General features: G+C 73.6%; 23 protein-coding genes. 6 read left to right on the forward strand and 17 right to left on the reverse strand.

The genetic code is table 11. The features are described 5' to 3' along the window. Nucleotides 1-14 precede the first annotated feature (14 nt). A complete protein-coding gene (locus O7623_RS16705; RefSeq protein WP_282223972.1) occupies nucleotides 15-1,202 on the forward strand; it encodes an ROK family transcriptional regulator in 1,188 nt (395 codons plus the stop codon). On the opposite strand, the gene O7623_RS16710 is transcribed toward O7623_RS16705, so the two are convergent. From O7623_RS16710 to tsaB, 6 genes are read right to left on the reverse strand one after another with little or no spacing between them, the layout of a single operon-like run. Continuing rightward, entirely contained in the window at nucleotides 1,199-2,965 is a 1,767-nt protein-coding gene (locus O7623_RS16710) for an ABC transporter ATP-binding protein (protein ID WP_282223973.1), read from the reverse strand. The genes O7623_RS16705 and O7623_RS16710 overlap by 4 nt on opposite strands. Next, nucleotides 2,962-4,689 carry an ABC transporter ATP-binding protein gene (locus O7623_RS16715; protein ID WP_282223974.1) on the reverse strand — a complete coding sequence of 576 codons (1,728 nt, stop codon included), beginning with the start codon at nucleotides 4,687-4,689 and terminating at the stop codon, nucleotides 2,962-2,964. Before O7623_RS16715 ends, O7623_RS16710 begins: the two co-directional genes overlap by 4 nt. 49 nt (nucleotides 4,690-4,738) lie before the next feature. Continuing rightward, nucleotides 4,739-4,993, reverse strand: coding sequence for a hypothetical protein (locus O7623_RS16720; protein WP_282229441.1), 255 nt, complete (start codon nucleotides 4,991-4,993; stop codon nucleotides 4,739-4,741). Between the two features lie 11 nt (nucleotides 4,994-5,004). After that, nucleotides 5,005-6,051, reverse strand: coding sequence for a tRNA (adenosine(37)-N6)-threonylcarbamoyltransferase complex transferase subunit TsaD (gene tsaD, locus O7623_RS16725; RefSeq protein WP_282223975.1), 1,047 nt, complete (start codon nucleotides 6,049-6,051; stop codon nucleotides 5,005-5,007). Continuing rightward, nucleotides 6,044-6,517, reverse strand: a complete 474-nt coding sequence (rimI, locus tag O7623_RS16730; protein ID WP_282223976.1) for a ribosomal protein S18-alanine N-acetyltransferase — start codon at nucleotides 6,515-6,517, stop codon at nucleotides 6,044-6,046. Before rimI ends, tsaD begins: the two co-directional genes overlap by 8 nt. Next, on the reverse strand, nucleotides 6,514-7,224 hold the full coding sequence (gene tsaB / locus O7623_RS16735) for a tRNA (adenosine(37)-N6)-threonylcarbamoyltransferase complex dimerization subunit type 1 TsaB (protein WP_282223977.1): 711 nt from the start codon (nucleotides 7,222-7,224) through the stop codon (nucleotides 6,514-6,516). Before tsaB ends, rimI begins: the two co-directional genes overlap by 4 nt. Before the next feature lie 402 nt (nucleotides 7,225-7,626). Between tsaB and O7623_RS16740 the strand changes: the two genes are divergently transcribed. Then, entirely contained in the window at nucleotides 7,627-8,409 is a 783-nt protein-coding gene (locus O7623_RS16740) for a helix-turn-helix transcriptional regulator (protein ID WP_282223978.1), read from the forward strand. 24 nt (nucleotides 8,410-8,433) lie between these two features. Here O7623_RS16740 and ung read toward each other — a convergent pair whose 3' ends face one another. The 6 genes from ung to O7623_RS16770 are packed head-to-tail and all read right to left on the reverse strand — an operon-like array spanning nucleotide 8,434 to nucleotide 13,852. After that, a complete protein-coding gene (gene ung, locus O7623_RS16745; protein ID WP_282223979.1) occupies nucleotides 8,434-9,120 on the reverse strand; it encodes a uracil-DNA glycosylase in 687 nt (228 codons plus the stop codon). Between the two features lie 58 nt (nucleotides 9,121-9,178). Then, nucleotides 9,179-9,682 (reverse strand): tRNA (adenosine(37)-N6)-threonylcarbamoyltransferase complex ATPase subunit type 1 TsaE, encoded by a 504-nt coding sequence (gene tsaE / locus O7623_RS16750; protein ID WP_282223980.1) that lies wholly within the window; start codon nucleotides 9,680-9,682, stop codon nucleotides 9,179-9,181. Next, entirely contained in the window at nucleotides 9,679-10,797 is a 1,119-nt protein-coding gene (locus O7623_RS16755) for an alpha/beta hydrolase (protein ID WP_282223981.1), read from the reverse strand. Before O7623_RS16755 ends, tsaE begins: the two co-directional genes overlap by 4 nt. Then, the gene (alr, locus tag O7623_RS16760; RefSeq protein WP_282223982.1) at nucleotides 10,794-11,912 is read right to left on the reverse strand and encodes an alanine racemase; all 1,119 of its coding nucleotides are present in this window, start codon (nucleotides 11,910-11,912) and stop codon (nucleotides 10,794-10,796) included. Before alr ends, O7623_RS16755 begins: the two co-directional genes overlap by 4 nt. 16 nt (nucleotides 11,913-11,928) lie before the next feature. Next, nucleotides 11,929-13,452, reverse strand: a complete 1,524-nt coding sequence (locus O7623_RS16765; RefSeq protein WP_282223983.1) for an NAD(P)H-hydrate dehydratase — start codon at nucleotides 13,450-13,452, stop codon at nucleotides 11,929-11,931. Between the two features lie 31 nt (nucleotides 13,453-13,483). After that, nucleotides 13,484-13,852 (reverse strand): holo-ACP synthase, encoded by a 369-nt coding sequence (locus O7623_RS16770; protein ID WP_282223984.1) that lies wholly within the window; start codon nucleotides 13,850-13,852, stop codon nucleotides 13,484-13,486. A 135-nt stretch (nucleotides 13,853-13,987) separates the two neighbouring features. Between O7623_RS16770 and O7623_RS16775 the strand changes: the two genes are divergently transcribed. Both O7623_RS16775 and O7623_RS16780 read left to right on the forward strand, forming a co-directional pair. Further along, a complete protein-coding gene (locus tag O7623_RS16775) occupies nucleotides 13,988-14,290 on the forward strand; it encodes a hypothetical protein (RefSeq protein WP_282223985.1) in 303 nt (100 codons plus the stop codon). Beyond that, on the forward strand, nucleotides 14,287-15,909 hold the full coding sequence (locus O7623_RS16780; RefSeq protein WP_282223986.1) for an alpha/beta hydrolase: 1,623 nt from the start codon (nucleotides 14,287-14,289) through the stop codon (nucleotides 15,907-15,909). Before O7623_RS16775 ends, O7623_RS16780 begins: the two co-directional genes overlap by 4 nt. Here O7623_RS16780 and glmS read toward each other — a convergent pair. Continuing rightward, nucleotides 15,896-17,827: a glutamine--fructose-6-phosphate transaminase (isomerizing) gene (glmS, locus tag O7623_RS16785; protein ID WP_282223987.1), complete on the reverse strand. Its 1,932-nt coding sequence runs from the start codon at nucleotides 17,825-17,827 to the stop codon at nucleotides 15,896-15,898. The two genes, O7623_RS16780 and glmS, sit on opposite strands and share 14 nt — an antisense overlap. A gap of 150 nt (nucleotides 17,828-17,977) precedes the next feature. Here glmS and O7623_RS16790 point away from each other — a divergent pair, with 150 nt between their 5' ends. Then, on the forward strand, nucleotides 17,978-19,183 hold the full coding sequence (locus O7623_RS16790; RefSeq protein ID WP_282223988.1) for a pyridoxal phosphate-dependent aminotransferase: 1,206 nt from the start codon (nucleotides 17,978-17,980) through the stop codon (nucleotides 19,181-19,183). A gap of 62 nt (nucleotides 19,184-19,245) precedes the next feature. Next, entirely contained in the window at nucleotides 19,246-21,099 is a 1,854-nt protein-coding gene (locus tag O7623_RS16795) for an Hsp70 family protein (RefSeq protein WP_282223989.1), read from the forward strand. 71 nt (nucleotides 21,100-21,170) lie between these two features. Here O7623_RS16795 and glmM read toward each other — a convergent pair whose 3' ends face one another. The 4 genes from glmM to O7623_RS16815 form a co-directional block, all read right to left on the reverse strand. Further along, complete coding sequence (gene glmM / locus O7623_RS16800) at nucleotides 21,171-22,535, reverse strand: phosphoglucosamine mutase (RefSeq protein WP_282229442.1); 1,365 nt, start codon at nucleotides 22,533-22,535, stop codon at nucleotides 21,171-21,173. A gap of 218 nt (nucleotides 22,536-22,753) precedes the next feature. Next, the gene (gene rpsI, locus O7623_RS16805) at nucleotides 22,754-23,242 is read right to left on the reverse strand and encodes a 30S ribosomal protein S9 (RefSeq protein ID WP_282223990.1); all 489 of its coding nucleotides are present in this window, start codon (nucleotides 23,240-23,242) and stop codon (nucleotides 22,754-22,756) included. Nucleotides 23,243-23,262: 20 nt separating this feature from the next. Next, nucleotides 23,263-23,706, reverse strand: a complete 444-nt coding sequence (rplM, locus tag O7623_RS16810) for a 50S ribosomal protein L13 (protein WP_282223991.1) — start codon at nucleotides 23,704-23,706, stop codon at nucleotides 23,263-23,265. A gap of 370 nt (nucleotides 23,707-24,076) precedes the next feature. After that, complete coding sequence (locus O7623_RS16815) at nucleotides 24,077-25,504, reverse strand: nitrate/nitrite transporter (RefSeq protein ID WP_282223992.1); 1,428 nt, start codon at nucleotides 25,502-25,504, stop codon at nucleotides 24,077-24,079. Nucleotides 25,505-25,752: the final 248 nt, after the last annotated feature.

The following is a 25,752-nucleotide window of genomic DNA, read 5'->3' on the forward strand; positions in this document are numbered from 1 at the left end:
GAGACGACGGCGCGATGCGGGCAGGGCCCAGCCAGGAGGAGATCCGCCGGCAGAACCTGGGGGCGCTGCTGCGCCACGTCCACCTGCACGGGGCCACCACCCGCGCCGAGCTGACCACCACCCTCGGGCTCAACCGCAGCACCATCGGCGCGCTCACCGCCGACCTGGCCGCCGCCGGCCTGGTCAGCGAGGGCGGGGCGCGGGAAACCGGCCGGGCCGGACGACCGTCACTGGTCGTCCGGCCCGAGTCCCAACGGGTGTACGCCTACGCGCTGAGCATCGAGGTCGACCGGTTGCGGGCCGCCCGGGTCGGACTCGGCGGCCGGATCCTCGACGTCCGCACCGCCGACCGGCCCCGGGGCACCCTCGCCGCCGAGGCGGTCGGCCCGCTCGCCGGCTTCGTCAAGGAACTGCACCAGTCGGTTCCGGCCGGGTCGGTCTTCGTCGGCAGCGGCGTCGCGGTCAGCGGCATGGTCCGCCGCGACGACGGCATGGTCCGGCTCGGGCCCACCATGGGCTGGGTCGACGAACCGCTCGGCGCGGCCCTGGCCGAGGCGCTCGGCGACGACCGGGGCGTCCTGGTCGGCAACGTCTCCGACCTCTGCGCGTTGGCCGAGCATGCCCGGGGCGCCGCCGTCGGCTGCGACCACGTCATCTACCTGTACGGCGACGTCGGCGTCGGTGCCGGCATCATCGCCGGTGGCCGCCGGGTCACCGGCCACGGCGGGTACGGCGGCGAGGTCGGCCACATGGTGGTGCACCCCGGCGGCCGGCCCTGCCTGTGCGGCTCCCGGGGCTGCTGGGAGACCGAGATCGGCGAACACGCCCTGATCCAGGCGGCCGGCCGGACCGGGGCGATCGGCCGCGAGGCGGTGCTCGCCGTCGTCGACGCCGCCGACCGGGGCGACGGGCTGGCCCAGGCCGCGATCCGCCAGGTCGGCGACTGGCTCGGTTTCGGCGTGGCCAACCTGGTCAACATCTTCAACCCCGAGACCGTGGTCTTCGGCGGTACGCTGCGCGACGTCTACCTGGCGGCGGCGGCTCACGTCCGCAGCCGGCTCAACTCGATCGCGTTGCCGGCCTGCCGGGAACACGTCCGACTGCGTACGCCGAAGCTCGGCGACGACGCCCCGCTGATCGGGGCCGCCGAACTCGCCTTCGAGCAGCTGCTCGCCGACCCGCTCGACGCCACGCCCAGCTAGGTCCGGGCCGGCTCGGCGTGGCCCTGCCAGGTGCGCCACAACGCCGCGTACGAGCCGTCGGCGGCGACCAGCTCGTCGTGCGTACCGCACTCGATGATCAGCCCGTCGTCGACCACCGCGATCCGGTCGGCGTCGTGCGCGGTGAACAGCCGGTGCGCGATCGCGATCACCGTACGGCCGTGCAGCACCGCCCCGAGCGAGCGTTCCATCCGCCGGGCCGCCCGGGGGTCGACCAGCGACGTCGCCTCGTCCAGCACCAGGGTCTGCGGGTCGGCCAGCACCAGCCGGGCCAGTGCGAGCTGCTGGGCCTGGTCCGGGCCGATCCGGTGGCCGCCGGTGCCGACCACGGTGGCGACCCCGTCCGGCAGCTCGCTCACCCAGTCCAGGGCGTCGACGGCGGCCAACGCGGCGCCGATCTCGGCGTCGGTGGCGTCCGGACGGACCAACGCCACGTTGTCGCGCACCGTGCCGATGAAGACATGATGCTCCTGGGTGACCAGGGCGACCCGGGCGCGCAGCTGGTCCGGGCTCAGGTCGGTCAACGGTACGCCGCCGGCGGTGACCGAGCCCGAGTCGGGGCGCAGGACCCCGGCCAGCAGCCGACCCAGGGTGGACTTGCCGGCGCCGGACGGCCCGACGATGGCGATCCGCTCCCCCGGTCGCGGCACCAGGGTCACCCCGCGCAGCACCTCACGCCCGTCGACGTAGCTGAACCGGACGTCGCGGGCGGCGACCGGCTCGCTCGTCGGCGCGACCGCCGGCGAGCCGGTAGGGGCGGTCCGCGCTGGCGGGCCGGCCTGGGCGACGCCGAGGATCCGGGCCAACGAGGCCGCCCCCAGCTGCAACTCGTCCAGCCAGTTGAGCAGTCGGTCCAGCGGGTCGGTCAGCATCTGCACGTACAGCACCGCTGCGGTGACCTGGCCGAGGGTCACCCAGCCGCGCAGGTAGCACCAGCCGCCGACCACCAGCGTGGCCACCACCGGCACCACGTAGCTGATCTCGATCACCGGGAACCAGACGGTCCGTAGCCACAACGTGAACCGCTCCGCCGCGTACTGCCGGGCGATGTCGCTGTCGGTCCGCCGCCGCCGCTGCTCCTCGCGACGCAGCGCCGCCACCGTCCGGGCGCCGTCGACGGTCTCGCTGAGCCCGTCGGTGATCCGCGAGTACGCGGCGCTCTCGGCCAGGTAGCCGTCCGGGGCCCGGCGCAGGTACCAGCGGGTGCCCGCCCACAGCAGCGGCACCACGATCAGGCAGGGCACCGCCAGCACCGGGCCGACCAGCAGCAGCGCACCGAAGATGAAGATCGCGGTGCTGACCGCGATCAGCGTCTCCGGCACCGCGAACCGCACCGACTTGGACAGCACCGCGACGTCGTGCGACGTCCGGGTCAACAGGTCACCGGTGCCAGCCCGCTCGACTGTGGACAGGGGGATGCTCAGCACCCGGTCGATGAACTCCTCCCGCAGCCCGGCCAGCACCCGCTCACCGAGCCGCGCCGACGCCACGTGCGCGTACCGGGCCAGCACCGCCTGCACGACGAGGAAACCGCCGATCGCCAGCGCGGTCTGGTCGACGGCCGCCGCCACGCCGGTGGTCAGCGCCTGCACGAGGTCGCCGAGCAGCCGGGGCGCGGCCAGCCCGGCGACGGCGGCACCCGCGTGCAGGGCGAGGACACTGGCCAGCATCCGGGGGTGGCGCCGGATCAGCAGCCGGCTGTACCGGCGTACCTCGGCCCGGCCGGCGACCGGCAACGCGGTCACGACGCCTCCTCGATCAGCAGGGCCGGTTCGGCCCGGGTCACCAGCGCCGCATAGCGCGGCTCGGTCCTCAGCAACTCGGCGTGGCTACCCTCGGCGAGCACCTTGCCGTCGTCGAGGAACACCACCCGGTCGGCGTGCTCCAGCAGTAGCGGGCTGGTGGTGCAGACGACGGTGGTCCGGCCGGCCCGGGCTGCCCGCAACCGGGCCGCGATCCGTACCTCGGTGTGCGCGTCGACGGCGCTGGTCGGCTCGACCAGGACCAGGACCGGCGGGTCGGCCAGCAACGCCCGGGCCAGCCGCAGCCGCTGCTGCTGGCCGCCGGAGAACTCCCGGCCCCGCTCGGCGACCTCGGTGTCCAGCCCGTGGGGCAGGGCGTCGACGATGTCGGTGGCGCTGGCCGCCACCAGGGCCGCCCGGACCGCGTCGTCGCTGGCCTGCCCGGTCGCGTCGAGCTCGTCGCGCAGCCGGCCGGTGAACAGCCGGGCGTCGTTGTCGGCCACCAGAATTCGCTGCCGGACCGTGGCCAGGTCCAGCTCCCGCAGCGGTACGCCGGAGTAGGTGACCTCGGCGTCGCGGTAGCGGCCCAGCCGGTCGGCGAGTGCCGCCACGTCCTGCGGCGCGGTGGCCGCCACGGCGGTCGTCCGGCCCGACGCGACCCGCAGCCCGGAGGTGACGTCGACCAGGTCACCATCGGCAGCGGGCAGCTGCCGGGGGGCGGGCGGATCGGCGAACTCCGGATCGATCGCGAGCAGCCCGGCGACCCGCCGGGCCGCGACGTGCCCCCGGGTGATGGTGTGGATGAACTCGGTCACCGTCCGGATCGGACCGACCAGGAAGGCGGTGTACGCGTAGCTGGCGACCAGCTGGCCGACGGTGAGTTCACCGGCGACGGTGAGCCGGGCACCGAGCCAGGTCACCAGGACCAGGAACATGCCGGGCAGTAGCAGTTGCGCGGCCTCCAGCACGGATTCGACGCCGGCCAGTCGGCTCCCCCGCCGCCGCAGCTCCTGGGACTGGTCGCGGTAGCTCCCGGCGAGCACCGCTTCCCCGCCGACTCCACGCAGGATCCGCAGGCCGACGACGATGTCTCCGGCCAGGGTCGCCAGGGTCGCCTGCTGATCGCGGTACGTCTGCTGCCGGTGGTGCAGCGGCCGGATACCCAGCCCGATGACCGCCACCAGCACCGGAACCCCGATCACGATCACCAGACCGAGCGCCGTCGAGGTGCCGACCAGGATGACGGCGACGACGACGATCGCCGCCGCCGCTCCGATCGCCCGGGCGATGGCCTCGACCGCACCGCCCAGGCTGCTCATGTCGGCCGTGCCGATGCTCACCACCTCGCCGGTGGCCAGCCGCTTCGGCAGGGTGGCGCCGAGCCGGTTCGCCTGCCGTACGGTCAACTGCACGGTGCGGTACGCGGTGGACAGCCAGTTCAGCACCCCGAACCAGTGCTGGCTGACGCTGGCGCCGGCCTGGACCAGCCCGAGGCCGAGCAGCACCGCCGCCCAGCCGAGCAGCGCTGTCAGGTCACCGGCGGTCAGCCCGGCGTCGATCGCCCGGCCGACCACCGCCGGCATCAGCGCCTGACTGCCCATCCAGACGATGCTCAGCGCCGCACCGGCGGCCACGGACAGCCGGGCGCGACCGGTCAGCCAGCGCAGCAGGCGGGCGGCGGACCGGTGATCGGCAACGCCGGGATCGGCGACAGGCAGCGACCACATGACGCGGCGACCGTACGGCTACGGTCCGCGTCCGAGCTACCGATTTACCTCAGCGGTCGACCTGGGTGAAGTCCCAGCTGTGCGGCGGCCGGGTGACCAGCCGCAGCGGCGGATCCGGCAGCGACACCGGTGCGCTGCGCCATTTCGAGACGACCACCACCCGGTCGTCGGTGGACGAGAAGATCTCACTGGCCAGGTGCAGCGGGCTGTGCTCGATCTCGGGCAGCGCGGTGTCGCAGACCCAGGTGAGCAACTCGGGCAGGCGGGACGTCTCGGCCTTGGCCTCCCACATCCGCACGATCACGTCGCCGGACATTACACGCTCACCGTTGTCAGCGGCAGCGCGGAGTCGGCCGGCAGGTCGAGCCGGCTGGCCGGCACCCCGGCGGCCACCAGGTGCGAGCCGAGCGCGGCGACCATCGCCCCGTTGTCGGTACACAGCTTCGGCCGGGGCACCCGGACCCGGATCCCGTACCGCGCGCAGCGCTGCTCGGCCATCGCCCGCAGCCGCGAGTTGGCCGCCACCCCGCCGCCGATGACCAGGGTCTCGACGCCCCGCTCCCGGCAGGCGTCGATCGCCTTGGCGGTCAGTACGTCGCAGACCGCTTCCTGGAACGAGGCGGCCACGTCGGCGACCGGCACCGGCTCACCGGCCCGTTCTCGGGCCTCCACCCAGCGGGCCACCGCCGTCTTGAGCCCGGAGAAGGAGAAGTCGAACCGGTGCGTGGCCAGGTCCTTCGGCGCGGTCAGGCCACGCGGGAAGGCGATCGCGGCCGGGTCGCCGTCGCGGGCCGACCGGTCGATCGGGGGCCCACCGGGGAACGGCAGCCCGAGCAGCCGGGCCACCTTGTCGAACGCCTCACCGGCGGCGTCGTCGATGGTGGCGCCGAGCGGGGTGACCCCGGCGGTCAGGTCGTCGACCAGCAGCAGCGACGAATGTCCACCGGAGACCAGCAGGGCGATCGCCGGCTCCGGCAGCGGACCGTGTTCGAGGGTGTCGACGGCGACGTGTGCGGCGAGATGGTTGACGCCGTACACCGGCTTGTCGGCGGCGATCGCGTAGCCCTTGGCCGCCGCGACGCCGACCAGCAACGCGCCGGCCAGGCCGGGACCGGCGGTGACGGCGATCGCGTCGATGTCGGCGAGGGTCACCCCGGCGTCGTCGAGCGCCCGCCGCATGGTCGGCACGATCGCCTCCAGGTGGGCCCGGCTGGCCACCTCCGGCACCACGCCACCGAACCGGGCATGTTCGGCCACGCTGGAGGCGAGCGCGTCGGCGAGCAGGGTGTGCCCGCGGACGATGCCGACTCCGGTCTCGTCGCAGGAGGTCTCGATCCCGAGGACCAGGGGTTCGTCAGCCATCTCGCATCATCACCAGGGCGTCGGTGTTGCTGGGTTGGTAGTAGCCGCGACGTACGCCGACCGGTTCGAAACCGTACGCCGCGTAGAGCCGCTGCGCGGGCGCGTTGTCCACGGCGACCTCGAGGAAGGTCCGGCCGGCACCGCGCCGGCCGGCCTCGTCGAGCAGCGCGGTCAGCAGGGTACGGCCGAGGCCACGCCGTTGGGCGTCGCGGCGGACCGCGATGTTCTGCACCCACGCCTCGTCGGGTGCCCCGGGGTCACCGGCCCAGGCCAGTCCGGCGTACCCGGCGACCTGGTCGGCGTCGTCGACGGCGGCCAGGTAGTGATGGTCGTTGGCCAGCTCGTTCCAGAACATCTCGGCCGACCACCGCTCCGCACCGAACAGGTCGGCTTCGATCGGCAGCACCTGCTCGATGTGCCACCAGCGGAACCGGACGATTCGCTGCCGGGTACCGGCCTGGGTCACCGCAGCACCGGTTTCCGGCCGGTCGCCGCGACCGCGTCGGGCCGACGCAGGTAGCACGGGGTCAACGGCTCGCCGTCGGCACCGGCCCGGACCCGGTCGGCCGCGAGTTCGGCCAACGCCAGGGCGCTCGGGTAACGCGGCTCGGGCCGCACCGGCAGGCCGAGGACGTCGGCGTAGCGCAGCGCACCGTCGCCGACCGCCGCGACGACACCCGGCAGGGCGGCACCCGGTAGGGCCTCGGCCACGGTGGCCGGGGTCGCCACCGCCGGGTCGGTCAGTCGCCGCCCGTCGCCGTCGTACACCGCCCAGTAGATCTCGCGCCGACGCGCGTCGGTCGCGGCCAGCACCGGGCCGTCGGCGCGCCCATCGGCGGCGCCGGTGCCGGTAGCGGCCGCCCGGCCGAGCGCGTCGAGGGAGACGACGCCGTACGCCGGGACGTCGAGCGCGTGCGCCATGCTGACGGCGGTCACCAGGCCGACCCGCAGTCCGGTGAACGGCCCAGGGCCGAGCCCGGCGACGATCGCCGTCAGGTCGGTCGCCGTCGCGCCGGCCTCGGCCAGGCAGGCGGCGATCTGCGGTCCGAGCAGCTCGCCGTGCGCCCGCGCATCGACCGCGCGGCGGCTGGCCAGCAGGCGTACGTCGTCGGTGACCTCGGCCAGCGCGGCGGTCACCGCGGGCGTCGACGAATCCAGCACGAGTACCAGCACGGTAAGCACACTAACCGGACAGCCCCGCCGACCATCGCACCGGCCGGCAGATCACGCCCGGCGCGTCAGCTGGCGCGTCGATCCGTACGCGACGGGCCGAACACGTCACGGAACGTCACCGCCCGACAGACAACTACGCGCGTGAGTGATATTCCTCAGAGGAATGATTATTCCTCTGAGGAATATCGATGTGACGCAATACATGCGTCCGGTCGCGGAAGCCCCCTCGGAGTGGTAGCCACATCGGCGTGAAGACTGCAGCGGGGCGGAAGGCGCGGCGGAGCCGCTGTCCGGCAGCGGCTGCCCGGGAGCGGCTGTCCGGGAGCGGCTGTCCGGGAGCCGACATCGGACCTGCGCCCTACGGATGGACAGCCGCCCGGCGGCGGACAAGGATCGACGTCGATGGCAGAACACCCTTCGACGGCCCACCACGCCGCGACCCACGGCACCTCGGCCGCGACTCCCGCAGGCTCGCTGGCGGCGCTGATCGGCACGACGCTGCGCGACGAGCGGCAGGCGCGGCTGCTGACCCAGCAGGTGTTGGCCGATCGGGCCGGCGTGGGACAGGCCACCGTCGCCCGGATCGAGCAGGGGGCGCGGACGCCGAGCCTGGCGACGGTCGAACGGCTGTTCGCGGCGATGGGACGCCAACTGACCGTCGGCGTCGAGGACCTCGACGCCGATGTCGACCGGCGGATCGCCGAGATCGCCGCCCGCCCGTTCGCCGACCGGCTCGCGCAGACCAGCGTCGAACAGTTCCACCGCCAGGCCGCCGGGTTCAGCTTCGTCTTCGACGGTCCGACCGCGGCGCTGCTGCAGGGCGCGCCGGTGCCGGCGCCCGGAGTGCACGTGGCGTTGCTCTGGCGAGAAGCCGACGCCGTCACCGACTGGCTCACCCGCAAGTACGCCACCCGGTGGATGGACCGCTGGCAGGAGTACCGCCACATCCCGGTCGACCCTCGGGAGCCGTACCCGCACCGCTGGCAGACGATGGCCGGCGAGATCCACGCCCGGATGTACGACGAACTCCCGCCGGCGATCGAGGTACGCCACGACGGGCGGCACTACCCGGTCGTACCGCTGGCCGAGATCGACATCGTCGATCCGGACACTGCCGACCTGCTGCGCCGGTTCCGCGAGGTCCGCCGCACGGCCGGGGCCGCAGCCGGGGCCGACGAGAGCTGAGCCGGGGCCGGGGCCGAAGAGAGCTCAGCCGGCGCCGGTCCGGCTCCAGTCGATCCCGGGTAGACCGGCGTCGGCGAGCGCCTTGTCGGTGGCGCTGAACGGACGGCTACCGAGGAACCCGCGCGGATTCATCGGGCTGGGGTGACCCGCCTCCAGCACCACGTGCGCCGGATTGGTGATCAACGCCCGCTTCTTGCGGGCGTACCCACCCCAGAGCAGGAAGACGACCCGCTGCCCGCTGCCGTCGAGCGCCCGGATCGTGGCGTCGGTGAACTCCTCCCAGCCTTTGCCCGCGTGCGAGCCGGGCGTGCCCTCGCGGACCGTCAGGACCGCGTTGAGCAGCAGCACCCCTTGCGCCGCCCAGCCGGTCAGGTCGCCGCTGCGGGGCATCGGCACCCCGACGTCGGTGCCCAGCTCCTTGAAGACGTTGCGCAGCGATGGCGGGACCGCCACGCCGTCGCGGACGCTGAAGCTCAACCCGTGGGCCTGACCGGCCCGGTGGTACGGGTCCTGGCCGAGGATCAGCACCCGGCACTGCTGCGGCGGGCAGAGCCGGTACGCGGCGAACAGGTCCTCCTGCGGCGGAAAGACGGTCCGGGTCGCGTACTCGTCGGCGACGAAGGCACCGAGCCGGGCGGTGGCGGCCGGATCCAGGTGCGGGGTGAGGGCCGCCGTCCAGGCCGCAGGCAGCATGGCCAACAGGTCGAGCATCACAGAACGCCTTTCGTGGATCCGTCAGATCGGCGGGGTGCCGCGGACGAGGCGCACTCTAGCGCCCGGCTACGACATCACCGTCCAGCATGGCGAGACGCTCGGCCCAGTCGGCGCCGACCCCGGTCAGCTCCGCCGACCGGCTGTCGTCGTCGTGCCGGTGCATCCGGACCAGCAGGTGCGCGTCGGCGAGCTGCTCGACCATCCCCTCGCCCCATTCGACGACGGTGACCGCCCGGTCGACGTCGGCGTCCAGGTCGAGGTCGTCGATCTCGGCGCGCGGATCGGGTGCGTCGCCCAGCCGGTACGCGTCGGCGTGCACCAGGGTCGACGTACCGCCGAGGGCGGCGTCCGGCGGATGCACCCGGGCGATCACGAACGTCGGCGAGGTGATGTCGCCGCGCACTCCGAGGCCGGATCCGATCCCCTGGACCAGGGCGGTCTTGCCGGCACCCAGCGGGCCGGCCAGCACCACCAGGTCGCCGGGGCGCAGCAGGCGACCCAGTTGTCGGCCGAACGCATGGGTGTCGGCAAGTGCGGTCAGACGTACCCGGACTGTCATTCCTGGATTTTCGCAAGGAACGCGAACAGCGCGGCGTTCACCTGGTCGGCGTGTTCCAGCATCACCACGTGACCGCCGTCGGCGATCTGGACGTAGTCGGCGTCCGGCAGTCGGCGGACGATCTCCTCGGAGTGCGCCACCGGGGTGATCATGTCCTTGTCGCCGACGATGACCAGCGTCGGGTTGGGGGCGAGCACCGCCAGCGCCGGGTACCGGGAATGGGTGAGCAGGGTGCGTACGTACCGGGTGACCGTCTCGGCGGAGGTCCGCGAGTTCATCCGTTCCACGTAGCTGACCAGTGCCGGGCTGGGCCGGTCGGTGCCGAAGCCGTAGCGGCGGGTCAGCAGCCAGCTGAGGTCGGAGGCGGCCAGCCGGGTCCGGTCGATCACCCCGCCGGTCAGTCGGGTCGCGTTGTTGACCAGCATCAGCAGCGGGGAGCCGGCCCGGCTGAGAATCGCCGGTACGCCGAGCCGGGCCTCGTCGAGCAGGCCACCGGAGGTCGCCATCAGCACGGTGCCGGCGACCCGTTCGTCGAACAGCTCCGGGTAGCGCTCGGCGAGCGCCATGATGGTCATCCCGCCCATCGAATGTCCGACCAGGACGATCGGCCCGTCCGGGACCGCCTGCTCCAGGACCGCCCGCAGCGTGTCACCGAGAGCCGCGATCTCGTAGTCACCCGACTCCAGCCGCCCGGACCGGCCGTGCCCGGGCTGGTCGTAGCAGACGATCCGGTGTTCGCCCCGGCGGGTCAGCTCCCGGCGTTGAAAGTGGAACGTCCCCATGTCCAGGCAGTAGCCGTGCACGAAGACGACGGTGGGCCGGGGCGGGGCGTCCTCGTCCGGCTCGACGATCTCCACGTACACGTCGGTGCCGTCGCTGGCGGTGACCACCCGGGTCTCGTCGTAGGGCAGTTCGCCGAAGGGTTCGTCGGCGTACGGGTCGGTGGTGTCGCGTTTGAGCCGGCGGACCAGGGCGCGTTCGGCGGCGACGGTCGCGGTCACCCCGGCGGCGGCGAGGCCGAGTGCCGCGCCGACGATCCCGGCGGTCCGGGCCACCTTCTGTACGCCGGCCCGCGGCCCCGCCGTCCGCTGGGCCACCCCACGCTGCCTGCTCATGCCCGGGAGTCCTGGTAGCTGCGCGGCACCCGGGGGCTGCCGAACCGGGTGACGATCTCGTAGTTGATGGTGCCGACGGCGGCGGCCCAGTCGTCGGCGGTGGGCTCGCCGTGGCGGCCGTCGCCGAAGAGGGTGGCCACGTCGCCGGCCCGGACCTCGTCGTCGCCGCAGTCGAGGACGATCTGGTCCATGCAGACCCGGCCGGCGATGGTCCGGTTGCGCCCGGCCAACTGGACCGGGCCGCAGTTGGAGGCGTGCCGGGGCACCCCGTCGGCGTAGCCGAGCGGCACCACGGCGAGGGTGCTCTCCCGCCCGGTGTGGTACGTGTGCCCGTACGACACGCCCTGACCGGCCGGGACCCGTTTGGTGAGCATCACCCGGGCCCGCACGCTCATCGCCGGGCGCAGCCCGTGGTCCGCGCCGGGCACCGGGGACAGCCCGTAGCAGGCGATCCCGGGTCGGACCAGGTCGAAGTGGGTGTCCGGGCGGGTCAGGGTGGCCGCCGAGTTCGCCAGGTGCCGGTAGCGGGGGCGGACGCCGTACCGGTGGGCGACCGCCAGACCCTCGTGAAAGGCGGCCAGCTGCCCGTCGATGGTGGGGTGCCCCGGCGCGTCGGCGAAGACGAAGTGGCTCCAGACGCCGACCACCTCTACGGTGCCGTCGGACTGCGCCTTGGCTGCGGCCTCGACCAGGTCGGGCCAGTCGTCGCCGGTGGCGCCGCCCCGGGACAACCCGGTATCGATCTTGAGGTGGAGGCGGGCCGGTCGGCCGGCCAGCCGGGCGGCGGCGACCGCCTCGGCGACCAGGTCGCGGCTGCCCACGCCGAGGTCGATGTCGGCGGTGACCGCCTCGTGCAGCGCCAGTCCGGGGGCGAGCAGCCAGGCCAGCACCGGTCCGGTCTGCCCGGCGGCGCGCAGTTGCAGCGCTTCGCTCAGGGTGCAGACCCCGAGCCAGTCGGCGCCGGCCTCGCGGGCGGCCCGGGCGGCGGCGACCATCCCGTGGCCGTACCCGTCGGCCTTGACCACCGCCATCAGCTCGGCGCTGGTCCCGGCTCGCAACCGGGCGACGTTCTCCCGGATCGCGTCCAGGTCGACCCGCACCTCTGCCTGCCACATGGGTCCAGACTACTGATCAGTCACCTGATCGGGCAGCTTCCGCACTGGTCAGATCAGCTACCGCCGGACCCGTCGGGTTCGCCGCCGTACTGGTCAGCTCGGCCACCACCGGCCGCAGCGCGGCGGCGACCTCGGCCGCCGTCACCGGGCCGGCGGCGGCCGCGCGGCGGCCGGCCAGCCCGTGGGTGTACGCGGCGGCAAGGGCGGCGTGCTCCGGTGCCAGACCGGCGGCGAGCAGTGACCCGAGCAGACCCGCCAGGACGTCCCCGGTGCCGCCGGTGGCCAGCGCCGGGGTGCCGGTGGGGTTGACGTAGGCGCGGCCGTCGGGGGTGGCGACCACCGTACGATCGCCTTTGAGTAGGACGGTGGCCCGCATCCAGGCGGCCAGTCGCAGCGCGGCGGCGACCCGGTCGTCGCCCGGCTGACCACCGGCCAGTCGGGCGAACTCCCGGTCGTGCGGGGTGACGACGGTCGGTGCCCGCCGGGCCCGCAGCTGTTCCGACCAGGTGCCGTCGACCAGCATGGTCAGGGCGTCGGCGTCGAGCACCACCGGCACCGGTGCGGCCAGCACGGCCCGTAGTTCCGCGGCGGCGTGGTCGCCGCCACCGAGGCCGGAGCCGCACACCCAGGCCTGCACCCGGCCGGCGTCGGCGACCCGACCGGTGGCGATCACCGACGGGTACCGGGCGAGAACCTGCTCACCGGCGCTGCCGGCGTACCGGATCAGCCCGGTCGGACCGGCGACGGCCCCGCCGACGGAGAGCACCGCCGCCCCCGGGTAGGTGGCCGACCCGGTGGCCACACCGACGACGCCCCGGGTGTACTTCTCGGCGGCCGGCACCAGCGCCGGCCACCAGCGCGCCACGTCGGCGTGGCCGGGCACCTCGAACGCGGGGGTGCCGCGCAGCCACGGCGTGAGCCCGATGTCGACGAGCTCGACCTGCCCGGCGTCGGCAGCGGCCGGCCCGACCGCCAGCGCCGGTTTGAGGCACCCGAAGGTCACGGTCACGTCGGCGCGGACGGCCGGTGCCGCGCCACCGCCGGTGTCGACCGCGACGCCGCTGGGCACGTCGACGGCGACCACCGCCGGCCGCCCGCCGCGGGCCGAGGCCGCCGTGGTGGCGCGGGCCACCGCCTCGGCCGCCGGTGCGCGCAGACCGCCGCTGCCGCCGATGCCGACGATGCCGTCGACCACCAGGTCGACGGAGCGGCCCGGACCGTCGGTGACCCGACCGCCGGCGGCGCGCAGCGCGGCGAGCCCACCGGCGTGTGCCCGCTGCGGGTGCAGCAGCCAGGCGGCGACCCGCGCCCCGCGCCGGGCCAGTCGGGCACCGGCGTAGAGCGCGTCGCCGCCGTTGTCGCCGGAGCCGACCAGCAGCAGCACCTCGGCGCCGTACACGCCGCCGGTCCCGGCGAGCAGCAGCGCGCAGCGCCGCGCCAGCCCGGCGGCGGCCCGCTGCATCAGGGTGCCCGGCGGCAGCGTAGCCATCAGCGCCTGCTCGGCACGGCGCACGTCGGACACCCGCCAGACTCCGATCACGGCCACCACTCCCTGCTCGTCGTTGCTCTGCTCATCGTTCGGCGACGACCATCGCCGAGGCGATGCCGCCGTCGTGGGACAGCGAGAGATGCCACCGGCGCACCCCACGCGCGGCCGCTGCGGCGGCGACCGTGCCGGAGACGGTCAGCCAGGGCCGGCCGTCCGGGTCGGCGACCACCTCGCAGTCGTGCCAGCGCAGTCCGGCCGGTGCGCCGAGTGCCTTGGCCACCGCCTCCTTCGCGGCGAAGCGGGCGGCGAGCGACGCCGGTGACCGGCGGTTGCCCGCCGGGGTCAGCAGCTCGGCCCCGGTGAACAGCCGGTCGGCCAGCGACGGCGTGCGGGCCACCGCACGGGCGAACCGCTCGACGGCGACGACGTCCAGCCCGACCGACACGATCACACCGGCCACCATACCGGCGCTGGCGCATCCCCGGCCGCCGGTTGTCCACAGGGTGCAGCGGGACCGTCGGGATCGTCGCTAGCGTGTCGACACCGCCGCCGGCCGCCCGGTCGGCGCCCGGATCGGGAGGTGGGCATGCAGGGGTTCTCCGGTGGACCGGGGCCGGTGACGGTGCGTCCGGCCACGTTGTACGACGTCGCCGACCGGCTCGCCGTGTCGGGTCAGCGGTTGGGGCACGGGCTCGGCGGTGGGCCGGAGCTGACCGTCGAGGCACCCGGCTGGGCGGCGGCCGATCTGCTGGCCGAGGTGGCCGCGGCGGTGCACCGGCAGCTCTGCCAGGCCGGGGCCGACGCGGTGTCGGCCGGGCGGGCGCTGGTGGCGGCCGCCGACGGCTACGCCGACGCCGACGCCCGGGCGGCCCGTCGGCTGGGGCGGTGACCGCTGGGCCGGTGACCGCTGGGCCGGCGAGCGCGTACCAGCGGTTGTGGCGCGCCGACCCGGCCGCCTGGCAGGCGGCGGCGGTGGCCTGGCGGCGGGCGCAGCCGGTCGTCGACCGACGTACCGCCGACATCGTCGGGGCGGCCGACCGGCTGCGCCAGGGGTGGACCGGGCCGGCGGCGTCCGCCGCCGACGGGCGGTTGGCCGTCCTGCGTGACCGGTTGGCCGCCGCCGGCCCGGAGCTGTGCGTGGTCGACCAGGTCCTCAGCGGGTACGCGGAGCGGCTGAGCCGGGCCAAGGCGGTGCTCGCCGACTGGGTCGGTACGGCGGACCGGCTGGGTGTGTCCGTCGACCGTACCGGTCGGGTCACTGTGGACCCGACGGTGACCCGACCGGACGGTCCGACCCTGGCCGGTGCCGCCCGGGTGGCCGACGGGATCGCGGGGGCGCTCGCCCTGGCCGACGCGGCGGACGCCGACGCGGCCCGTCGGCTCGACGCGCTCGCCACCGCCGCCGCGCAGGGCTGGCCGGCCCGGCCGCCGCCGACCCGGCCACCGACGCACGCCCCACCGGCACGGGTGCGGGCCTGGTGGGACGGGTTGACGTCGGCGCAGCGGCGGTGGCTGATCCGGCACGAGCCGGCCTGGACCGGCCGGCTCGACGGGCTGCCGGCGGCAGTGCGCGACCAGGCGAACCGGTTGGTGCTGGACCGCCGCCGGGCGGATCTGGTGCGCCAGCGGGGGGCGTTGCCCGACGGCGGCCCCGGTTCGGCGACGCTGGTCGGGCAGGCCCGCCGGCTGGACCGGTTGATCGCCGGTCTGGACGCGGTCGCCGGCCGGTTGGCCGCACCGACCGGGCCCCGGGCGTACCTGCTGGCGTTGGACGAGGGCTCGGCAGCGGTGTCCGGCGTGGGCGGGCCAGCTCCGACCGGCCGGGTGATCGTGGCGCTGGGCGATCCGGACGCGGCGGCGCGGGTGCTGACCCACGTGCCGGGGATGGGCAGCGGGCTGGCGCGCGCCGGTGGCGAGCTGGCCCGCACCGAGCAGGTGGTACGCCGCTGTCACGAGCTGGCGCCGCAGCAGGCGACCGCCGGGGTGTTGTGGCTGGACTACGCAGCTCCGGCGTTCGTCGACGAGGCGGCCAGCCCGCTGCCGGCTCAGCGGGGCGCGGTGGACCTGCAGCGGTTCCAGGCCGGGTTGGCCGCCGGGCGCGACGGCGGTGACCCGGCCGGGCTGACCGTGCTCGGGCACAGCTACGGATCGCTGGTGGTGGGCGCCGCGGCGCGGGATCCGCAGCTGGCGGCCGAGAGCCTGATCTTCGTTGGCTCGCCCGGGGTCGGGGTGGACCATGTCGGCGAGTTGGCGGTGCCGGCCGACCGGGTGTGGGCCAGCACCGCCGACGACGACGTCATCCGGCACGCGACCTGGCCGCAGCTGTGGCCGGGTGACCGGCTGTGGCACGGGCAGGACCCGAGCGCCGACGGGTTCGGCGCCCGGGTCTTCACCGGTGACGCGGCCGGCCACCTGGGCTACTGGGCGCAGGACAATCCGGCGTTGGACGCGATGGCCCGGATCGTGCTCGGCGGTGAGCACCAGCGGGACGTGGTCACTCGACAGTGACCGACTTCGCCAGGTTGCGCGGCTGGTCGACGTCGTGGCCCCGGGCGGCGGCGATCTCGCAGGCGAGCACCTGCAGCGGCACCGTGGTCAGCAGCGGCGCGAGCAGGGTCGGGGTGCGCGGTACGTAGATCAGTTCGTCGGCGTACGGCACGACGGCGGTGTCGCCCTCTTCGGCGATCACCACGGTACGGGCACCCCGGGCCCGGACCTCCTGGATGTTGGAGACGATCTTGTCGTGCAGCATGCCCCGGCCGGCCGGCGACGGCACCACGCAGACCACCGGGGTGCCCTGGTCGATCAGGGCGATCGGGCCGTGCTTGAGCTCGCCGGCGGCGAAGCCCTCGGCGTGCATGTAGGCCAGCTCCTTGAGCTTGAGCGCGCCTTCGAGGGCCACCGGGTAGCCGACGTGCCGGCCGATGAACAGCACCTGGTTGGCGGTGGACAGGTCACGGGCCAGCTGCCGGACCGGCTCCATCGCGGCGAGCAGCTGACGCAGCTTGCCCGGGATCTCCTGGAGCTGGCTGACCACCGCTTCGACCTCGTCGGCGTACTTGATGCCGCGCACCTGGGCCAGGTGCAGGCCGATCAGGTAGCAGGCGACCAACTGGGTGAGGAAGGCCTTGGTGGAGGCGACCGCGATCTCCGGGCCGCCGTGGGTGTAGAGCACCGCGTCGGACTCGCGCGGGATGGTGGAGCCGTTGGTGTTGCAGATCGCCAGCACCCGGGCCTTCTGCTCCTTGGCGTGGCGCAGCGCCATCAGGGTGTCCATCGTCTCGCCGGACTGGGAGATCGCCACGACCAGGGTGGATCGGTCCAGCACCGGGTCGCGGTAGCGGAACTCACTGGCCAGCTCCACCTCGCACGGGATCCGGGTCCAGTGCTCGATGGCGTACTTGGCGACCATGCCGGAGTGGTACGCCGTACCGCAGGCCACGATGAAGACCTTGTCGACGTCGCGCAGGTCCTGGTCGGTGAGGCGGACCTCGTCGAGCATGATCTCGCCGGTCTCGGTGAGCCGGCCGAGCAGGGTGTCGGCGACCGCCTGCGGCTGCTCGGCGATCTCCTTGAGCATGAAGTAGTCGTAGCCGCCCTTCTCGGCGGCGGAGGCGTCCCAGTCGATGTGGAAGTCTCGGCCCAACGCGGGTGCGCCGGTGAAGTCGGTGATCTCGATGCTGTCCGGGGTGATCAGCACGACCTGGTCCTGACCGAGTTCGACGGCGTCGCGGGTGTGTTCGATGAACGCGGAGACGTCGCTGGCCAGGTAGTGCTCGCCCGGGCCGCGCCCGACCACCAGTGGGGAGTTGCGGCGGGCACCGACCACCGCGTCGGGGATGGCGGCGTCGACGGCCAGCAGGGTGAAGGCGCCTTCGAGGCGCTGGCAGACCCGGCGCATCGCGGCGGCGAGCAGTTGGGGCCCGTCCGGTTCACCGGCGGCCCGCAGGTCGGCCAGGGCGGCGGCGAGCAGGTGGGCGGCGCACTCGGTGTCGGTGTCGCTGACGAACTCGACGCCGTCGGCCTCCAACTCGGCCACCAGCTTGGCGAAGTTCTCGATGATCCCGTTGTGGATCACCGCGACCCGGCCGTCGCGGGACAGGTGCGGGTGGGCGTTGCGGTCGGTCGGGCCGCCGTGGGTGGCCCACCGGGTGTGGCCGATGCCGGCGGTGCCGTCGCCGATGCCGATGGGCGGCGGGCAGCCGGTCTCGGTGCCGGCACCCGCGGTGGCGGAGCCGAACCGCTCGTCGCCGAGGGCCTTCTCCAGGTTGCTCAGTTTGCCGGCCCGCTTCTCGGTCCGCAGCTCGTCGCCGCAGACGATGGCGACGCCGGCCGAGTCGTAGCCCCGGTACTCGAGTCGCCGGAGCCCGTCCAGCACGATTCCCAACGCCGGTCGCGCACCGACGTACCCCACGATTCCACACATGGCCCGTAGCCTAACCCACCTCCGCTCATCACGTGTGCGCATAACCCCCTCGATCGCTCACGACACCTGATCAGTAAGCGGCTATAGACGTCATTCCGGATAAAACACGGCTGCCGTCATTTGCTTCGATGGACCGCATAAAGTGGCGAGGTGGTCACCTCCCCCGACGTACCCGCCGACATCGACCCGCTGGTGCACCGGATGCGCCCGTTCGGGACGACGATTTTCGCCGAGATGTCCGCACTCGCGGTGCGCACCGGGGCGGTGAACCTCGGCCAGGGTTTCCCGGACACCGACGGACCGACGGCGATGCTCACCGCCGCCGCCGAAGCGATCCGGACCGGGCAGAACCAGTACCCGCCCGGCCCCGGCATCCCGGCGCTGCGCGAGGCGGTCGCCGGGCACCAACGCCGGTTCTGGGGCCTCGACTACGACCCGGCGACCGAGGTCCTGATCACCGCCGGCGCGACCGAGGCGATCGCCGCCGCGATCCTCGCGCTCTGCGAACCCGGCGACGAAGTGGTCTGCTTCGAGCCCTACTACGACTCGTACGCCGCGACGATCGCTCTCGCCGGCGCGGTCCGCCGACCGGTCACCCTGCGCCCAGACGGCGACGGCCGGTACGCCGTCGACCCGGCCGCGCTGCGCGCCGCGTTCAGCCCGAAGACCCGGCTGGTGCTGCTCAACTCGCCGCACAACCCGACCGGCAAGGTCTTCACCCTGACCGAACTGTCGGCGATCGCCGCGCTCTGCCGCGAACACGACGTCTGGGCGGTCACCGACGAGGTGTACGAGCACCTGGTCTTCACCGACGCCGACGCCCCGCACATCCCGCTGGCGACCCTGCCCGGGATGCGCGAGCGGACCCTGCGGATCTCGTCGGCCGGCAAGACCTTCTCCTGTACGGGCTGGAAGATCGGCTGGGCCAGCGGTCCTGCCCCCCTGGTCGCCGCCACCACCCGGGTCAAGCAGTTCCTCACCTACGTCAACGGCGCACCGCTGCAACCGGCGGTCGCGGTGGCGCTGAACCTGCCGGACAGCTACTACACCGGGCTGCGCGAGCGCATGCAGGCCCAGCGCGACCAGCTGGTGGCGGGACTGCACCGGGCCGGGTTCCGGGTGCTGGTCCCGGAGGGCACCTACTTCGCCACCGCCGACATCAGCGCGCTCGGCGGTACCGACGGCGTGGAGTTCTGCCGGTCACTGCCGCAACGCTGCGGCGTGGTCGCCGTACCGACCCAGGTCTTCTACGACGACCCCGACGCGGGCCGGCTGCTGGTCCGGTTCGCCTTCTGCAAACGGCCCGAGGTCCTGGCCGAGGCCACCCGGCGATTGGCCGCACTGCGCCAGCGGTGAGCGCCAGCGGTGGGCACCGCACGACGCGTGCGGATGTGCGGTGACGACCTAGACTGCGCCAGGTGCACGTCGGCGACCGGAAACCCGCTCAGCTGGGCATCGACTTCGGGACCTCGTCCACCGTCGCGGTGCTGGCAGTCGCCGGGCGGGAGCCCCGCCCGCTGCTGTTCGACGGTTCCCCGGTGCTGCCGTCGGCGGTCTGCCTCGATCCCACCGGTCGGTTGCTCACCGGCCGGGACGCGCTGCACACGGCGATCGCGACACCGGCGGCCTTCGAACCGCACCCGAAACTGCGCATCGACGACGACACGGTCCTGCTCGCCGGCACCGAGGTCGGCGTCGCCGAGCTGTACCGGGCCGTCCTCGACCGGGTGCGCACCGCCGCCCGGGCGGTCACCGCCGACGACGCCGACCCGCAGCTGACCGTCACCTGCCCCGCCGGCTGGGGCCGGGTCCGACGTGCGGTGCTGGCCGACGCGGCCGGGCCGCAGACCCGGCTACTGGACGAACCGGTCGCCGCCGCACACCACCTGGCCCACATCGCCGGCGACCGCGTGCCCGACGGCGGCCGGGTGCTGATCTACGACTTCGGGGCCGGCACCATCGACGCGGCGGTCGTACGCCGGCGTGGCACCGACTTTCGCACCGAGGCGTCGAACGGCACCCCGGACTGCGGCGGCCTCGACATCGACGCGGCGATCGTCGCGCGGCTACGGGTCCTCGGTACGGCGGCCCTGTGGCAGCGGCTCGACCAGCCGCGATCGGTCGGCGACCGCCGCGCCCGCCACCAGTTGTGGCACAACGTCAGGGCGGCCAAGGAGATGCTGTCCCGGGCCTCGACGACGCTGATCCACCTGCCGCTGCTCGACATCGACGTACCGCTCGGCCGCGAAGAGCTCGACGAACTCGCCGCACCGGTGATCGCACGCACGGTCGGCACCGTCGAGCAGACCCTCGCCGCCGCCGGGATCTCCGCCACCGAGCTGTCCGCGATCTTCCTCTGTGGCGGATCCAGCCGGATGCCGGCGGTCGCCACCGTGCTGCACCGCCGCTTCGGCATCGCACCGGTCACCGTGGAGCAGCCGGAGCTGGCCGTCGCCGAGGGCAGCGTACGGGTGCCCCGGGTCGTCGACCACCGCCCGCCGGCGACCGGCGTCCTGCCGCCGACCGTCGACCCCGGCGGGTCCGCGCCCGGTACGCCGGCCACCGCGCCCGCCGTACCGGCGGCCGGGGCCGCACCGCCCGGTACGGCGGTCGAGGTCGGCCGGCGCCGGCCCCGCCGGCCGGTGCTGCTGGCCGGAGCGGTCGCCGGGCTGCTCGGCGTCGTCGCGGCGCTCGCCCCCTTCTGGCCCGACATCGGCTCCGACGACGGCTCCGGCAGCGGCTTTGGCAGCGGCTCCGACGGCGCGACGGACCCGGTCGGGCAACCGTCGGCGTCGGCCGGCACCGGTTATCCCGCTGGCGTCGACCCCTGCCTGGTCGGCACCTGGCGAACCACCGTGGATGAGGTCGACGGCACGATAGACGGCGACCCGGTGCGGTACAGCGGGGGCGAGGGCGCTCTGACCACCTTCGCCGCGGACGGGTCGCTGTCGGTCGACTACACCCACCGCGCCCACCGCCTGGCGCAGCACGACGGGGTCTTCTGGTCGGACCATGTCCTCGGCACGGCCACCGGCAGCTACCACGCCGAGGACGCGGAGTTGATCATGCGGTACACCGAGGTCGACGCGGTGATCCGGCTCTTCCGGGGCGACGAGTTGCAGCGCGAACGTGTCCCCGAGTTCAGCGCCGTACCGGTGCAGTACCGGTGCACCCGCGACGAGCTGTTCACCTTCAGCACCGACGGGACGTTCTCGACACAGATGGCCCGGGTCCGGCCGCTCTCGACCCCGGCCCACGGCCCCCAGGCCTGACCGCCCGCCGGCCAGCGTCCAACGGCTGGGGCCCGCGACCGCCAGCGGCGGGGCCCGCGACCGGCCGGTGCCTAGGCCGGGCTGGCGGCGCGGACCGCGTCGGCGATCCGCTCGGCGACCGACCGGGCGTCAGCCACGGTGGCCGCCTCGACCATCACCCGGACCAGCGGTTCGGTACCCGACGGGCGCAGCAGCACCCGGCCGGTGCCGCCCAGCTCCGCCTCGGCCGACTGCGCCGCCGCCCGCACGGCCGGTGCCTCGGTGCCGGCGATCCGGTCGCCCACCGGCACGTTGATCAGCACCTGGGGCAGCTTGGTGACGGTGGCGGCCAGTTCGGCCAGCGACCTACCGGTGGCCGCCATCCGGGACATCAGCTGCAGGCCGGTGAGGACCCCGTCGCCGGTGGTGGCGAAACTCGGCAGCACGATGTGACCGCTCTGCTCGCCGCCGAGGGCGTACCCGCCGGAGCGCAGCTCCTCCAGGACGTACCGGTCGCCGACCTTGGTCTCGACCAGCCTGACGCCCTCCCGGGACATGGCCAGGCGCAGACCGAGGTTGCTCATCACGGTGGCGACCAGGGTGTCGGCCGTCAGCGTCCCGGCGTCGCGCATGGCCAGTGCGAGGATCGCCATGATCTCGTCGCCGTCGACCTCGTCGCCGGCGGCGGTGACCGCCAGGCAGCGGTCGGCGTCGCCGTCGTGGGCCAGCCCCAGGTCGGCGCCGTGCTCCAGGACGGCGGCCCGGACCACGTCCAGGTGGGTGGAGCCGCAGCCGTCGTTGATGTTGAGCCCGTCCGGCTCGGCGTTGATCGCGATCACCTCGGCACCGGCCTCCCGGTACGCCACCGGCGCGACCTCGGCCGCCGCGCCGTTGGCGCAGTCGACCACCACCTTCAGCCCGTCGAGCCGGTGGCCGACCGTGCTGGTGAGGTGCCCGACGTAGTGCTCGGCGCCGTCGAGCAGGTCGTGCACCCGGCCGATGCCGGCCCCGGTCGGGCGGCGCCGGCCGACCGAGCCGTCGCCGGAGATCGCCGCGTCGATCGCGGCCTCGATCTTCATTTCGATGTCGTCGGGCAGTTTGTGTCCACCGGCGGCGAAGAGTTTGATCCCGTTGTCGGGCATCGGGTTGTGCGAGGCGGAGAGCATCACGCCGAAGTCGGCCTTGGTCTCACCGACCAGGAACGCCACCCCGGGGGTCGGCAACACGCCGACCCGCAGCACGTTGGCACCGGCGCTGGTCAGTCCGGCCACCACCGCCGCCTCCAGCATCTCACCGCTGGCCCGGGGGTCGCGGCCGACGACGGCCAGCGGCTGGTGGCTCGGGTCACGCTCGGCGAGGGTGTGGGCAGCGGCGACGGCGACCGCCATCGCCAGCTCCGGAGTGAGATCGGCGTTGGCCCGCCCGCGTACGCCATCGGTGCCGAACAGCCGCGTCATACTTGTCATCCTCCGAGGGTCCCGCAACTGGTGCCGGTCCGCCGGCCCGCCACGGGGTGAGGGGCGGCCCACCCGGTGGTGTGCGGGTGGGGTCCGGCAACCGATGAAGATACTGCCGGCGAACGGGAGAAAACACGCCAACTAGACAAAAAAGCACGGACGGCCGGGAAACCCTGCGGAAAGGGTGTCCCGGCCGTCCGTTCAGCCGTGCACGACGACTAGCGCTTCGAGTACTGCGGAGCCTTACGGGCCTTCTTGAGGCCGTACTTCTTGCTCTCCTTGACCCGGGCGTCCCGGGTCAGGAAGCCGGCCTTCTTCAGCGCCGGACGGTCGTCGAGGTCGTTGGCGCACAGCGCCCGCGCGATGCCGAGCCGCAGCGCACCGGCCTGGCCGGTGATGCCGCCGCCGCGCAGGTTCGCGATCACGTCGAACGCCTCGGCCTTCTCGGCGGTGACCAGCGGCTCGCGGATCAGCTGCTGGTGCACCTTGCTCGGGAAGTACTCCTCGAGCTCCCGCCCGTTGCAGGTGATCTTCCCAGAGCCCGGAACGATCCGGACCCGGACGATGGCTTCCTTGCGCCGACCCACGGTCTGGATCGGGCGCTCTCCGCGCGGCGTGCGCACGACGGGGGCGGGCGCCGCAGCGGGGGCCACCTCGGTGTCGGCGTCGACGACGGCGACCGGGCTGGCCTCGGTGGTGTCGGTCATGCTGTTTCCTTCGCCCGCGCTCACTGCGCGATCTGCTTGATCTCGAACGGCACCGGCTGCTGCGCGCCGTGCGGGTGCTCCGCACCGGCGTACACCTTGAGCTTGCGGATCAGCTTGTTGCCGAGCTTGTTGTGCGGGAGCATGCCCTTGACAGCCAGCTCGATCGCCCGCTCCGGACGCTTGGCCAGCAGCTCGTCGTAGCCGACCTGCTTGAGCCCACCGGGGTAACCGGAGTGCCGGTAGGCCACCTTGGTGTGCCGCTTGTTGCCGGTCAACGCCACCTTGCCGGCGTTGACGACGATGACGAAGTCACCGGTGTCGACATGCGGCGCGAACGTGGGCTTGTGCTTGCCGCGCAGCAGCGTGGCGGCGTGGGTGGCCAGGCGGCCCAGCACGACATCAGAGGCGTCGATCACGTGCCACTGACGCTCGATCTCACCCGGCTTCGGGCTGTACGTACGCACAGGTCTACCTTGTCTCGTCGTCGGTCTGGGGTCGCGCGTCGGTCGTCGGGTAACGCGCGGGCCGGCAGGACGACCCGATGACCGGGCAACCCGTAAAGGAACGCGCGCGCGAACGACAAGCATACCCCGGCTGGCCTGCCACCCTGCAGCGGGCCCGCCCTGCGGGCAGTGCTCCCGACGGGCGACGCTCGCTGGCGACGGTGACTAGCCTGGCGAGGGACGCCCCTCGGCTGTCGCACAACAGCAGGCAACGATACCGGGTGACGGCCGGAGCGGTCAAAACAGCGGACCGCCGCCCGGCCGCCGCCCGGCCGCCGCCCGGCCGCCGCCCGGCCGCCGCCCGGTTCGGGCGCCCGACGGACACCGTCCGTCAGACGCCCGGCAGTTGCGCCCCCGGCCGCCGGTACACCGCCCAGGTGACCACCACGCAGACCGCGTAGAAGGCGATGAACGCCAGGTACGCCGCGTCCGCCGTACCGTAGGTCAGGAACGACTGCCGGAAGGCGATGTTGACCAGCACCCCGCCGAAGGCCCCGACCGCGCCGGCGATGCCGATCAGCGCCCCGGCCAGTCGGATCGACCGACGTTCGGCCGCGACCGGGTCGACCCCGGCGGTGATCTGTCCGGCCGCCTTCGCCCGGAAGATCGCCGGGATCATCTTGTACGTCGATCCGTTGCCGATGCCGGAGAAGACGAACAGGGCCATGAACCCGACCAGGTACAGCGGCAGCGAGCGCTGCGTCGAGGCGTACCAGACGATGCCCGCGCCGACCGCCATCGCCACGAAGTTCCAGAACGTCACCCGGGCGCCGCCGAGGCGGTCGGCCAGGTGGCCGCCGACCGGCCGGATCAGCGAACCGATCAGCGGTCCCAGGAAGGTCAGGTACGCGGCGTCGATCGGGGTGGCGAACTGCTCGGCGAACTGGATCTGCAGCACCTGGCCGAAGGCGAAGCCGAACCCGATGAACGAGCCGAAGGTCCCGATGTACAGGAACGACATGACCCAGGTGTGTGGCTGGCGGGTCGCCTCCCGCATCGCGCCGCGCTCGTTGGCGGCCGTGCTGACGTTGTCCATGTACCGGGCCGCGCAGAGCGCGGCGACCACGATCAACGGCAGGTAGACCGCGGGCACCAGACGCGGGTACGCGGCGCCGACCGTGGCCAGCACGGCCAGCCCGACCAGCTGCACGGCCGGTACGCCGATGTTGCCGCCGCCGGCGTTGAGCCCGAGGGCCCAGCCCTTGAGCCGCTGCGGGTAGAACACGTTGATGTTCGCCATCGAGGAGGCGAAGTTGCCGCCACCGACCCCGGCGAGGCAGGCCAGCACCATCAGGGTCGAGTAGGAGACGCCGGGTTCGAGCAGGATCGTCATCGGCACCGCCGGCAGGAGCAGCAGCAACGCGCTGACGATCGTCCAGTTCCGGCCGCCGAAGACCGCGACCGCGAAGGTGTACGGCAGCCGCAGCACCGAGCCGACCGCGGCCGGTACGGCGGTCAGCAGGAACTTGCCCGCCGGGTCGATGCCGTACTCCGGGCCCATGAACAGCACGAGCACCGACCACAGGCTCCACACCGAGAAGCCGATGTGTTCGGAGACGATGGAGAAGATCAGGTTGCGGCGGGCGATCGGCGCACCGGTCTCCCGCCAGAAGTCGGGGTCCTCGGGGCGCCAGTCGTCGATCCACCGGCCGCCCCGCCGCCGGTGGCCCTCCGGCGCGGACGCGGTGGTGCTCGGCGGCAGGACCGGATCGCTGGCGGCGACCTCTGCTGTCGTGGTATCCGTGGTGGCCTGGCTCATGGCGGCTCAGCTCCTCCGCGATCGGTCGGTAGCGGTCGGTGTTGGCAGGAAGCTAGGCGTGGCCAGTTTCGATCGGGTGCAACTGGCGATTCGGGCGCGCAACGGAGAACGCACGGCCCGCCGTGACCGATAGTGAGATCGATCAGGCGTCAGATCAGCCAACCCTCTGCCACCGGCTCGTGTGAGCCGCTCTTAGCAGGCTCGAAACAATCGAGACGTCCCGGCGAAATCGCCCACCGGCACGCTTC

The sequence above is a fragment of the Solwaraspora sp. WMMD791 genome (genome assembly GCF_029581195.1).
Lineage (GTDB): Bacteria > Actinomycetota > Actinomycetes > Mycobacteriales > Micromonosporaceae > Micromonospora_E.